The organism is Bacillus sp. LJBV19, assembly GCF_017797845.1.
GTDB classification, from domain to species: Bacteria; Bacillota; Bacilli; order Bacillales; family Bacillaceae; genus Bacillus; species Bacillus velezensis.
The window spans coordinates 3,169,484-3,181,312 of record NZ_CP072563.1 but is presented as its reverse complement, the minus strand read 5'-3'; the positions used below and the strand labels follow the sequence as shown (position 1 = coordinate 3,181,312).

13 protein-coding genes are annotated in these 11,829 nt (G+C 50.6%); 12 read left to right on the top strand and 1 reads right to left on the bottom strand.

Features of this window, described 5'->3' with window-relative positions; translation table 11 throughout:
• Positions 1 to 55: 55 nt before the first annotated feature.
• Positions 56 to 934 (top strand): SMP-30/gluconolactonase/LRE family protein, encoded by an 879-nt coding sequence (locus tag J6600_RS15510; RefSeq protein WP_063637066.1) that lies wholly within the window; start codon positions 56 to 58, stop codon positions 932 to 934.
• Between the two features lie 50 nt (positions 935 to 984).
• On the opposite strand, the gene J6600_RS15505 is transcribed toward J6600_RS15510, so the two are convergent.
• Entirely contained in the window at positions 985 to 1,776 is a 792-nt protein-coding gene (locus J6600_RS15505; protein WP_003151783.1) for an SDR family NAD(P)-dependent oxidoreductase, read from the bottom strand.
• Between the two features lie 187 nt (positions 1,777 to 1,963).
• Here J6600_RS15505 and J6600_RS15500 point away from each other — a divergent pair, with 187 nt between their 5' ends.
• The 11 genes from J6600_RS15500 (at position 1,964) to liaR (ending at position 11,800) form a co-directional block, all read left to right on the top strand.
• On the top strand, positions 1,964 to 2,908 hold the full coding sequence (locus J6600_RS15500) for an ABC transporter substrate-binding protein (protein ID WP_012118415.1): 945 nt from the start codon (positions 1,964 to 1,966) through the stop codon (positions 2,906 to 2,908).
• Positions 2,871 to 3,917 (top strand): FecCD family ABC transporter permease, encoded by a 1,047-nt coding sequence (locus J6600_RS15495; protein ID WP_014721787.1) that lies wholly within the window; start codon positions 2,871 to 2,873, stop codon positions 3,915 to 3,917. Before J6600_RS15500 ends, J6600_RS15495 begins: the two co-directional genes overlap by 38 nt.
• Positions 3,914 to 5,140 (top strand): ABC transporter ATP-binding protein, encoded by a 1,227-nt coding sequence (locus tag J6600_RS15490; RefSeq protein WP_053285172.1) that lies wholly within the window; start codon positions 3,914 to 3,916, stop codon positions 5,138 to 5,140. The genes J6600_RS15495 and J6600_RS15490 overlap by 4 nt, the downstream gene beginning before the upstream one ends.
• Entirely contained in the window at positions 5,137 to 5,706 is a 570-nt protein-coding gene (locus tag J6600_RS15485) for a cob(I)yrinic acid a,c-diamide adenosyltransferase (RefSeq protein WP_017418941.1), read from the top strand. The genes J6600_RS15490 and J6600_RS15485 overlap by 4 nt, the downstream gene beginning before the upstream one ends.
• A 164-nt stretch (positions 5,707 to 5,870) precedes the next feature.
• The gene (locus J6600_RS15480) at positions 5,871 to 7,139 is read left to right on the top strand and encodes an MFS transporter (RefSeq protein WP_014418851.1); all 1,269 of its coding nucleotides are present in this window, start codon (positions 5,871 to 5,873) and stop codon (positions 7,137 to 7,139) included.
• Between the two features lie 167 nt (positions 7,140 to 7,306).
• Positions 7,307 to 7,687, top strand: coding sequence for a protein liaI (locus J6600_RS15475; protein WP_007410056.1), 381 nt, complete (start codon positions 7,307 to 7,309; stop codon positions 7,685 to 7,687).
• Between the two features lie 13 nt (positions 7,688 to 7,700).
• Entirely contained in the window at positions 7,701 to 8,378 is a 678-nt protein-coding gene (liaH, locus tag J6600_RS15470; protein ID WP_007410057.1) for a stress responsive protein LiaH, read from the top strand.
• Between the two features lie 105 nt (positions 8,379 to 8,483).
• On the top strand, positions 8,484 to 9,353 hold the full coding sequence (liaG, locus tag J6600_RS15465) for a LiaG family protein (protein ID WP_154817934.1): 870 nt from the start codon (positions 8,484 to 8,486) through the stop codon (positions 9,351 to 9,353).
• 26 nt (positions 9,354 to 9,379) lie between these two features.
• Positions 9,380 to 10,111, top strand: coding sequence for a cell wall-active antibiotics response protein LiaF (gene liaF / locus J6600_RS15460; protein WP_003151794.1), 732 nt, complete (start codon positions 9,380 to 9,382; stop codon positions 10,109 to 10,111).
• Positions 10,108 to 11,190 (top strand): two-component system sensor histidine kinase LiaS, encoded by a 1,083-nt coding sequence (gene liaS / locus J6600_RS15455; RefSeq protein WP_003151796.1) that lies wholly within the window; start codon positions 10,108 to 10,110, stop codon positions 11,188 to 11,190. Before liaF ends, liaS begins: the two co-directional genes overlap by 4 nt.
• Positions 11,168 to 11,800: a two-component system response regulator LiaR gene (gene liaR / locus J6600_RS15450; protein ID WP_003151798.1), complete on the top strand. Its 633-nt coding sequence runs from the start codon at positions 11,168 to 11,170 to the stop codon at positions 11,798 to 11,800. The genes liaS and liaR overlap by 23 nt, the downstream gene beginning before the upstream one ends.
• Positions 11,801 to 11,829 lie beyond the last annotated feature (29 nt).

The window sequence follows — 11,829 nt, the reverse complement described above, 5'->3', positions numbered from 1 at the left end:
GCCGCTTTGTCGGGAATAACAATAGAAGACTGACAAGCAAAAGAGGTGTTCACACATGGAAGCAGCATTACGAGCAGATACGAGAGCAGTAATCGGAGAAGGCCCTTTATGGGACAAGGACAAGCAATGCCTGTACTGGGTGGATATACTGGGCAGCCAGCTCCATATCTTCACTCCGGCTGACGGAATCAACCGTTCCGTTAAATTCAAATCATTTGTCACGGCTCTGGCCTTGTATTCAAAGGAAGAGCTGGTGATGACGATGAAAGACGGTTTTTACCTGTACAATCTTCGGGAAGATACATTGACGAAGATGAAGCAGCCGAGAGACATGCGGGAAGATATCCGTTTCAATGACGCAAAATGCGACCCGTCCGGCAGATTATGGGCGGGAACGACGAGCATGGAAGGCAAAGAAGAGGAGGCTTCGCTGTACCGTCTGAATACGGACGGCAGCCTTGCCAAAATAAAAGACCAGGTCTCCACCTCGAACGGTTTGGATTGGGATCGGGACCGAAACCTGATGTACTATATCGACACTCCGACGCAGGAAATCGTCTGTTATTCATATGATCCTGAAACCGGAGCCGTATCAGATCCGAAAACGGTCTACCGCTTTCCGGAGTCGCAAGGATCTCCCGACGGAATGACCATTGACCGTGACGGAATGTTGTGGGTGGCTCTGTTCGGAGGCGGCCGTGCCGTCCGGATTGACCCGTTTTTGCATAAGGAAATTGCATCTATCGAAGTTCCGGCGAAATACGTCACCTGCTGCGCGTTCGGAGGCAGAGACTTGAACACGTTATACATTACGACCGCGACGGAAAAATTGACGGAAGCCGAAAGACTTGAGCAGCCGCATGCGGGCGGCCTGTTTTCAGCAGAGCTTGAGACGGGCGGCTGGGAGCCGGTTCCGTTTGCAGGCATGATGTAAAAAAAGCCCTGGCATATGGGGAAGTTCCCATTGTGCCGGGCTTTTTTGTGTTAAATGGAGCGGATGATGCCGCCTTCAACCCGCTGTGCGGTGCCGTTAATGGCAGAAGCCGCTGATGAAGCGAGAAATACAATCGTATTGGCGACTTCTTCCGGGGTTGCATAGCGCTGAATCAATGATGTCGGTTCATTCACTTTAAAATAATCCCGGACGAAGCTGTCCGTGTCTTCTCCGGCAGCCTTTGCGGCTCCTTCCATGTAAGAAGCGACGCCTTCGGTCCATGTCGGTCCCGGCAGCACGGAGTTGACCGTGACATTTGTGCCTTTCGTCATTTCCGCCATTCCCCGGGACAAGCTGATTAACGCCGTTTTCGTCATTGAATACGGAATCATTTGCGCAAGCGGTTTGACTCCGGCTTCACTGGAGATGTTCAGAATCCGTCCGCTGTTTCTTTCGAGCATTTGCGGCAGAAAACGCCGGCACAGGCGCACGGCGCTCATAACATTCACTTCAAAATACCGAGTCCATTCGTCATCAGACACCTCAGCGAAGTCCTTTACTTCAAAAAAGCCGAGGTTATTGACGAGAATATCGACTTCCCCGATTCCGCCGGCGCGTTTTATCAAGTCATCCGCCTCATCCTGACGCGATAAATCCGCAGCGATGCCGTGGACCGTTCCGTAAGCGGAAAGCTCCTCAACCGTCCGTTCCACAGTTTCTTTTTTTCTTCCGTTTACAATCACCTCGGCGCCTTCGGCTAAAAAGCTTTTTGCCGCGGCTTTTCCGATCCCTGAAGTCGATCCTGTAATCAACACGAGCTTTCGTTCAAGCTGTAATTCCATGATAATCCTCCTTTTTACACCATTGTGTAACAGTATACATGATGAATTTTAGTGTGTACGAACAATTTGCTTTCATGCAAAAAGGCCGGATATACAAGCTTTAAAGACTTATAGTATAATTACTGCGAAAAAAGGATACGAATGTCAAAGAGACAATCGTTTACCATAATCAGGGGGAGTTAAAAGAATGAAGAAGATCACTGCCGTCTGGGCGGCGCTCTTGGTCACCGCCTTTGTGATCGCCGGCTGTTCCGGCGCACAGGAAGAAGGAAGCGCGGCCAAACAAAAAGCCGTCTCAACCGAAGCATTCCCGGTAACCATTAAGGATGCCGCGAACGAAAAAGTAACCATAAAGCAGGCACCGGAAAAAATCGTTTCTCTCATGCCGAGCAATACGGAAATTACATACGCGCTCGGACTGGGAGATAAGGTCGCAGGCGTCACGACAAATGATACATATCCGAAAGAAGCGGTAAAAAAACCGAAAGTCGGAGATATGAATGTGAACGCTGAAAAAGTCATCGCGCTGAAGCCGGATCTCGTGCTTGCCCACGCGTCCTCTATGTCCGCTTCCGCCGATGCGATGAAGCAACTGAAAGATGCGGGCATCACCGTCTTAACGGTCAATGATGCGCAATCGTTCCAAGACGTGTACAAATCAATCAGCATGATCGGAAAAGCGGCCGGCAAAGAAAAGCAGGCGGATAAGCTGATCAAATCGATGAAATCCGACCTTTCCGGCATAGAAAAGAAAGCGGCGGCCATTTCTGAAAAAGACGAAAAGAAAGTATTCGTCGAAGTGTCTCCTGACGGCTACACGACGGGGAAAGGCACGTTTATGAACGAAATGCTTGAAGATATACATGCGAAAAACGCCGCCGGCAGCCAGACCGGCTGGGTGCAATTGACGGATGAAGCGATTGTCAAAATGAATCCGGATGTCATCATTACGACAGACGGCGTAAAGGCCGCTGAAGTGGAAAAACGCGCCGGCTGGGGTGCCGTCAATGCGGTCAAACACCACAATGTCTATTCTGTTGATCCCGACCTTGTCACACGCTCAGGCCCGCGCCTTGTCAAAGGGGTCGAGAAGCTTGCAGAAAGCGTTTATCCTGAAACGTTTAAAAAGTAACCGCCCGCTGGCCTACACGGTCAGCCTGCTGTTTTTAGCCGTTTGTACGGCACTCGGCATTTCAATCGGCAGTCTGCATATTCCTTTATCCGACGTTTTTTGGATCGGGATCGGCCGGACATCCTCGGCTGACCCTATGAATGTAAATATTATGATGAATATCCGCCTGCCGAGAGTCGTTCTGGCTGCCCTTGTCGGAGCCGCGTTATCCATTGCGGGAGCGGCGTTTCAGGGACTTCTGAAAAATCCGCTCGCCGACCCTTATACACTCGGGGTATCTTCGGGAGCCTCGGCGGGAGCCGTTATCACCTTGTTTTTCGGCATTCAGATACCCGTCATCGGCCGGTTCACACTACCGGTTGTCAGCATCGCCGCAGCCATTGCGGTCATGGCGGCGGTTCTGTTTTTCAGCCGCCTCGTTCATGCGTCGATGTCGGTTTCGACACTCATTTTGACAGGCATCATCATGAATTCTTTTCTCGGAGCTCTCATTTCGCTTGTGATCGCTTTAACGGGCAATGATCTGCTCCCGATTGTCCGCTGGCTGTTAGGAAGCGTGTCAATGAGGGGCTGGGGCTATGTCGCGCTGTTTCTGCCTTTTTTTCTGGCCGGGACGGCGCTTCTGCTTATCAATGGCAAAGAATTAAACATTATGACTTATGGAGAAGAAAAGGCAAGGCTGTTAGGCGTCAGTACGGGAAAAAGAAAACTGCTGATGATCGCCGCCGGATCTCTGCTGACGGGAGGAGCGGTTGCCGTCTCGGGGACGATCGGATTTGTCGGCCTTGTCATTCCCCACGTGACACGGCTCTTATGGGGGACGGATCATCGCCATTTACTGCCGCTGTCAGCATTGACGGGGGCCGGGTTTCTCATTTTGGCGGATTTGTTTTCCCGCACCGTCATTGAGCCTGTCGAATTGCCGATCGGCATTATGACCGCTTTGGCGGGAGCGCCTGTATTTGCCTTGATTCTGCTTCGCCAGCATCATGGAGGGAAACGCTTATGATCAGGGTGAGCAGCCTGTCCGGCGGGTACGGAGGCCGGATGATTGTAGAAGATGTCAGCTTTACCGCCGAAAAAGGTGAATTTGTCGGCATACTTGGTCCGAACGGCTCGGGAAAAACAACGCTGATGAAATTGCTGACGGGAATGCTCTCTCCGTCAAAAGGCGAGGCGCTCGTCGCAGGCAGGCCCGTCGGCGGATACAAGCCGCGGGAACTTGCGAAAATCATGGCCGTTTTGCCGCAGCATACGGAGCAAGCTTTTACATTTACCGTTAAGGAAACAGTGTCCTTCGGCAGATACCCGTATCAAAAAGGACTCTTCAGACAGATGGATCAACATGATGAAGACATTGTCCGGGAAGCGATGGAAATGACGGGCATCGACCGATATGCGCAGCAATCCGTCCGCAATCTGAGCGGCGGGGAGCGGCAGCGCGTCTATCTGGCGCAGGCGCTGGCTCAGCAGCCGGAGGTACTGTGTCTGGATGAGCCGACGACCTTTCTTGATCTCAAATATCAGAAAGACCTGCTTGATACGGTGAAGCGGCTGACGAGAGAAAGAGGCCTGACGGTCATCAGTATTTTTCACGACCTAAACGCCGCAGGCCAATATTGTGATCAGCTCCTGATGATGAAAGACGGACGCGCTTTTCCGAAGCAGACGCCGGATCAGGCTTTGAAAAAAGAGACGATTGAAGACATTTACGGCATCACTGTCAGCGCTGTTGCCCAGCAATCGTCGCCGAAACCGCTGATCGCTTTCATGCCGGAAGCGCGGGAGGAAAGAGAGCCTGTCAACGTTCCGTTCGCCTCTCTGATAAACAAAAGCGGAAATACCGTAACGCTTCATACAGAACGGCCGTTCAGAATGTTGACAACCGCATCTGACGGCCCGGGATTTTCGTGGAGCCGCCGGCTTTCCGGCTCAGCGGCCGCTGGTTTGATCTGCCGTACGTTTGATTCGGTCACAATTGCCGTGACTGCGCAGCATACCGTTTGGGTGCTGATCAGCGGACGTTTATCAGAACAGGGATTTGTACGGCTGTTAACGGCAGCGGCAGAAGCGAGAATGCAGGCTCTTTCCGGCAGACAGGCAAAAGGCGACATTGTCATTTGTGCCTTGCAGACAGGAGAGGCGATGGACGTCCCTCAAGCGGAAAGAGCCGTCAGAAGAGGAACCGCGGCATGTGTAAAAGCGGCGGAAGAAGGAGGAATACAACGATGAAGCTGTATACGAAAACCGGCGATAAAGGACAGACAAGCCTGATCGGCGGCAGAACGGATAAAGACAATCTGCGGGTTGAAAGCTACGGGACGATTGATGAGCTGAACAGCTTTATCGGGCTTGCGCTTGCGGAGCTTGATGATTGTGAGAATTGCGGTGATGTGAAAGCCGAACTCCGAAACATTCAGCATGAGCTGTTTGACTGCGGCGGCGACTTGGCGACGGTTTCTGAACATAGAAGCTATACATTAAGAGAGACATCTATTTCCGCATTGGAAGACTGCATAGACCGTTACACGGCTGAAGCGCCCCCGCTTGAGAAATTTATTCTTCCGGGCGGGCATAAGGCGGCTGCTCAGCTTCACATCGCGCGGACCGTCACGAGACGGGCTGAGCGTCTCGTCGTGAAACTGGGCAAAACAGAAGAGATAAACGATACGGTGATGCGTTACTTGAACCGCCTGTCTGATTATTTTTTCGCGGCGGCAAGAGCGATTAACGCAAGACAGGGCGTTCAGGATATAGAGTATGAAAGAAGCGCCGCGGTATTCCGTGATGATGAATAACGTTTTGTTCAGCCGGCAGCAGCAAGCCGGCTGTTTTTTTATAGAGATATCCATCAATTGAACCTTTATTGACAGGAGGAAAATGTATCTTATGAATTATTGACTGAAAAATTAAAAAATGAGATATTATAAGAAACATTGTAAAATAATGGGGGATTTGATAGATGGATACATATAATAAGAGCGAGAGCATCTGGAATAAAAATTTCACCCTTCTGTTTATCTCAAGGCTGGTTAAATTGTCAGGCGACGGTTTTGCCTTTAATTCCATTCTATGGTTTTTGATTTTTGACGGGGAAGGCGCGATCGGCACGTCCCTGCTCATTGCGGTCACGTTCCTTCCGGAGGCGATGCTGGCGCCGATTACCGGGCCTTTTATGAAGCAGCATACGCTGAAATTCTGGATGTATTTCTCCGACCTCACGCGCGCGGCGGTCGTGCTGATTATTCCGATCTGTTATTTTAACGGTTTTTCTCCTTTATGGTTTGTCATGCTTCTCATGATTGTGCATTCAGCCACGGGAGCCGCTTATAATCCTGCATCTATCTCATTAATCCCCAATATTGTCAGAGAAAACAGCCTGCAGAAAGCGAATGCGGTCATCCAGTCATCAGGCCAGATCGTCAGGCTTGCCGCCATTACGCTGAGCGGGGTGTTCTTAACATTTATCAGTCCCGCTTATTCTTTGTTTATCGCTCTTATATTCTATCTTCTATCAGGTTTTCTCGTACTCTTTATGTCATACCAAGTCCGGCATGCCAAACAGGATACAGTCGCCGTCAGACAGCGCGGGACGTACTTCGGAAGGCTCAAACGGGGTTTCGTTCTGGTCAGGAAACACCAGATTTTATACCCGCTCGCCATCTATTGTATCTTCATGAATTTTGCGGCCGCTCCGTGGGAGGCGCTCTCTGCCGTTTATGTCGCCGAAGATTTAAACATGCCGCCGATCATCTACTCGCTTTTGAAAGCAACAGGAACGGGCGGAGCCTTTTTAATGGGTTTTATTTTGGCTAAGGTGAAGGTGAACAAATACGGTCTCCTGTTTGTGTCAGCGGGAATCATAGAAGGAGCGGCATTTTTTATCACCGGCCTCAACACTTTTCTGCCGCTCGTCTTCCTCGCCGCGTTTGCGTTCGGATCTGCCGTCAGCGCGATTAATGTGCCGGAATATACGATTATTCAGACGTCTGTGGACCATGATGACCAGCCGCAAGTCTATGCTGTCATCCATATGATTTCAAACATATCCATTCCGCTCGGCGCGGTTCTTTGCGGATATGCGGCTAACGCCTTCGGTCCCGGAAAAGTCATTGCCGCCGGCGGTCTCGTTGAAGTCCTGTCCGGTCTCGGAATATTGTTCTTTACGAAGCTGGCCAAAGCCGAACGCTCAGATCTCATCAGGGAAAAAGAAGCGAGCATCAGAATATAGATTTTTCGTAAAACGCCCTGCGCCGTCCGGTGCAGCGGCGTTTTTTTTATGCGAAGGTCCGGGGGCTTATACGACTCCGGTCTGATATGAAAATCAATCTCTGACTCGTTTTGCCGGCCGCGGGATTTGTTTATAGTAAAGACAAGGAAAACGAAAGGAGGATCTGCATGAATATAAATGGTAAAACGGCAGGCGGCTTTCTGCTGATTGTGTTCGGACTTTCTGTCTTTTTCGGAGGAGGCCATTTCGCATTTATCATCCCGCTGGCGATCGGAGGGCTGATGCTTTACTGGGGAATCAAACGTTTTTCAAAAGGCCGGGCGGTATCGGGTATCATCGCGGGCGTCATCGGAGCTATGATTCTCGTCGGTTCTCTTCCATTTATCGTTGCGATCGGACTGGCCGGCGCCATGGTGTATTTCGGGTGGAAGATGATGAAGCAGGGCGGCTCAGACACCGCTTCCCGCCAGTATGAACCGGAAGCGGCATCACCGGGCTATCAATCCGGATTTGACTCTGAATGGGAAGAATTTCTGAAGAAAAAATAAGGAGGAAGACAAAATGGTCTTAAAAAGAATAAGAAATATGTTCGTCGCATCTGTTAACGAAGGGCTTGATAAATTAGAAAATCCGAAAGTCATGCTGAATCAATATGTGCGTGATATGGAAAGTGACATCGCCAAGGCGAAACAAACGATTGTCAAACAGCACACGATCGTTCATCAGTTTAAGAAAAAACAGGAAGACGCCTCCGAAACGGCGGCAAAACGGAAAAACCAGGCTCAGCTTGCTTTTGACGCCGGGGAAGAGGAGCTAGCGAAAAAGGCGCTGACTGAAATGAAATACCTTGAGGGAAAAGCGGCCGAACATGAAAAAGCGTATGAGCAGGCGAAAACACAGCTGGCAGAGCTGAAAGAGCAGCTGGAAACTTTAGAAACGCGCCTCCGCGACGTAAAGGATAAAAAACAGGCGCTCATCGCCCGCGCGAACGCGGCAAATGCGAAGGAACATATGAACGCTTCTTTCGACAAAATTGACAGCGAAAGCGCCTACAGAGAGTTCCTTCGAATGGAAAGCCGCATTGAAGAAATGGAAGTCCGCGTCAAATACGGCACTTCAGCTGAAGCGAACACAGAATACAGCCGCTCCCAATATTCAGACGAGGTGGAAGCTGAGATTGAAAAAATGCGCTCGCTTTCTCTGGAAAAAACAGAGCGTCAAAAAGCGGCTCATGAATAATGTGCACAAGGGAAGATCGGCGCGTTTACGCCTCTTCCCTATACGCACGTATCAATTCTCCGGCTTTTCCTTTATAATAAAATGAATGAAAAAGGATGGAACGTAATGAAGCGTAAGATTGCCAAAGGACTGATGGCGGCGTCCGTTCTGATCTGCTGTCTGTTTTTGGTGAAAGAAGTGTTTGCCGGGCGTTTTTTTCCGCTGTACGAAACAGAAGCGGAATCGGCAAGCATACCGCCGCGTGCCGTCAACAGCCTGTCGGTTTCATCGGAACAGACGGATGTGAAAATCATCGCGGAAGCGCGGAATGATATCGCGGCAAACATGACGGGACCGGCGGGGAAAATGTTTGTCCAAAACAGGGGAAAGACCCTCAATCTTAAAGCGAAGGAGAAAGGGTTCCAATTTCTGAATCTCTTTCAGCGCCCTCTGCTGATTGTCCGCATTCCGTATGATTATCATCGGGACATCACCGTCCATACATCAAACGGCAGCATTGCCGTTGACGGAAACAAGGGGCTGTCTCTTGCGCACCTCGGCGTCCGTTCTGTAAGCGGAAATATGTCGCTGAAGCACGTGAAGACGGATGTGTTTGAAGCGAAGGGGCTGTCGGGCAATCTCACAGCAGCAGGCCTTGCGGCAAAAACGGGGGATGTCCGCTTATCCTCGGGACATGTCGGGCTTCAACATGTGGCGGGGGCCCTTGACGTGCGGGTCGCTTCCGGCAGTGTCGACGCCTCGCTTGAGACGGCGGATGCTCCCGTATCCGTCAGGCTTGCGAGCGGCAGCGCAGCGATCACCCTGCCGAAAGACGGAAGTTTTACGGTGAACGCCGAGACGGCAAGCGGAAGGATTCAGCCGTCTTATTCCTTTGAGAAAACGAGTAAGGAAGGCGGGGCATTTACCGGCATGAAAGGCAGCGGCGCCAGGCCGATTGATATAAAGGTGACGAGCGGCAATATTGCACTGCAATAGTCAAGGAAAGGAGGGGCAAGCAGCTGATGGCAAAAAAACAGATTCTCGGACTTATCATCGCCTTATTAGGCGTCAGCATGTTTTTGCGTATTATCGGCATCGGCGACTTCTTATTTTGGCCGCTCTTTTTTCTGATCACAGGCTATATTTTCAATAAATATTCCCGCGGCTGGCTCGGCTCCGTCCTGTATATCTTCGCCGCTTTTTTATTTTTGAGAAACCTGTTCAGCGCCACCTTTAACCTGTTCGGCTATGCCTTCGCCGCCTTTCTCATCTACGCGGGCTACAGGCTCCTGAAAGGAAAGCGCGTGTATGAACATAAAGAGAAGAAAATCAATCTTGAAAAAGAAGAGCAGCCAAAGCCTTCCGCCCAGACGGAAAGCAGACAGCCGGACCTCCGCAGCTTTTTTATCGGCGAGCTCCGGATGATGAAGGACCCGTTTGAGCTGAATGATTTAAATGTTTCCGGATTCATCGGCGATGTGAAAATTGATTTGTCAAAAGCGATGATTCCCGAAGGAGAAAGTACGATGACCATCAGCGGTGTCATCGGCAATGTTGATGTGTACGTCCCGCCGGATATCGAAGTGTCCGTCAGTTCATCGGCTTTTATCGGCGATATGAACCTGCTCGGCTCTAAGAAAAGCGGCATGAGCCCGAATCTGTATAAAGTATCGTCTGAGTACGGCGACTCGCCGCGGCGGATTAAAATTTCAATTTCGTTATTCATCGGCGATGTGGATGTGAAGTATTTATGAGGAAAAAATTACTCGCCAATATTCAGTGGCGCGCCATGCGGATGACCGCGGGACTCAGTCTGCTCCTTTGCGCGGTGTTTATTACGCTGATGCTGCTGTATTACGGGCTTGACCCGATGCTGCTGTTTTCTTCCGGCTGGTTCGGTATTCCGTTTGTGGTCATCCTGCTTTTGGCGTCTCTTTCGGCGGGATTGATTTCCGGTTATGTATACGGCGGCCGCCTGAAAACAAGAATGGATACACTGATTGAAGCGGTTTTGAAATTTGAAAACGGCAATTTTGCTTATCGGGTGCCGCCGCTCGGCGATGATGAAATCGGTCTGGCGGCAGATCAGCTCAACGAAATGGCCAAGCGGGTCGAGCTCCAGGTCACATCGCTGCAAAAGCTCTCCAACGAACGTGCGGAATGGCAGGATCAAATGAAAAAATCGGTCATCACTGAAGAACGCCAGCGGCTGGCGCGCGATCTGCACGATGCCGTCAGCCAGCAGCTCTTTGCCATTTCTATGATGACATCCGCCGTTTTAGAGCAGGTGAAAGATGCGGATGACAAAATCGTCAAACGGATTCGCATGGTTGAACATATGGCGGGGGAAGCGCAAAATGAGATGAGAGCGCTGCTATTGCATTTGCGGCCCGTCACTTTAGAAGGAAAAGGCTTAAAAGAAGGGCTGATTGAGCTGTTAAAAGAGTTCAAAGCGAAGCAGCCGCTGGATATTGAGTGGGACATCAGCGATACGGGTGTGTCAAAAGGCGTTGAAGACCATCTGTTCCGCATCGTGCAGGAGGCGCTTTCCAACGTTTTCAGACATTCAAAGGCGACCAAGGTCACCGTCAGGCTCGGCGCGAAACATCAAAAACTTCAGCTTAAAGTCATTGATAATGGGGCGGGTTTTACGATGGATCAAGTGAAAGCATCCTCATACGGCCTGCATTCCATCAAGGAAAGAGCGAGTGAAATCGGCGGCATAGCGGAAATTATCTCCGTAAAGGGAAAAGGCACGCAGATCGACGTGAAAGTCCCGATTTATCAGAAAACAAAAGGAGAGAACGACAGTGATTCGAGTGTTACTGATTGATGATCATGAAATGGTCAGGATGGGTCTGGCCGCATTTTTAGAAGCACAGCCGGACATTGAAGTCGCCGGTGAAGCATCAGACGGGCAGCAGGGCGTCGATCTGGCCGCAGAGCTTTTGCCGGATGTGATTTTAATGGACCTTGTCATGGACGGCATGGACGGCATCGAAGCGACAAAACAGATCTGCGCGAAACTCAATGACCCGAAAATCATCGTGCTGACGAGCTTTATTGATGACGACAAAGTGTATCCGGTGATCGAAGCGGGAGCGCTCAGCTATTTGCTGAAAACGTCGAAGGCGGCAGAAATAGCCGAAGCCATCAGAGCGGCTGCCAAGGGCGAACCGAAGCTTGAATCCAAGGTGGCGGGAAAAGTGCTGTCAAGGCTGCGCCATTCAGAGAATCAGCTTCCGCATGAAACGCTGACAAAAAGAGAACTGGAAATCCTCTGTCTCGTCGCGGAAGGCAAGACGAATAAAGAGATTGGTGAAGAGCTGTTCATTACGATTAAAACGGTAAAAACCCACATTACGAATATATTGTCAAAGCTTGATGTCAGTGACCGCACGCAGGCAGCCGTATATGCCCACCGCAATCATCTCGTGACATAAGAAAAGGAGAGCGGCGCCAGCACACTCTC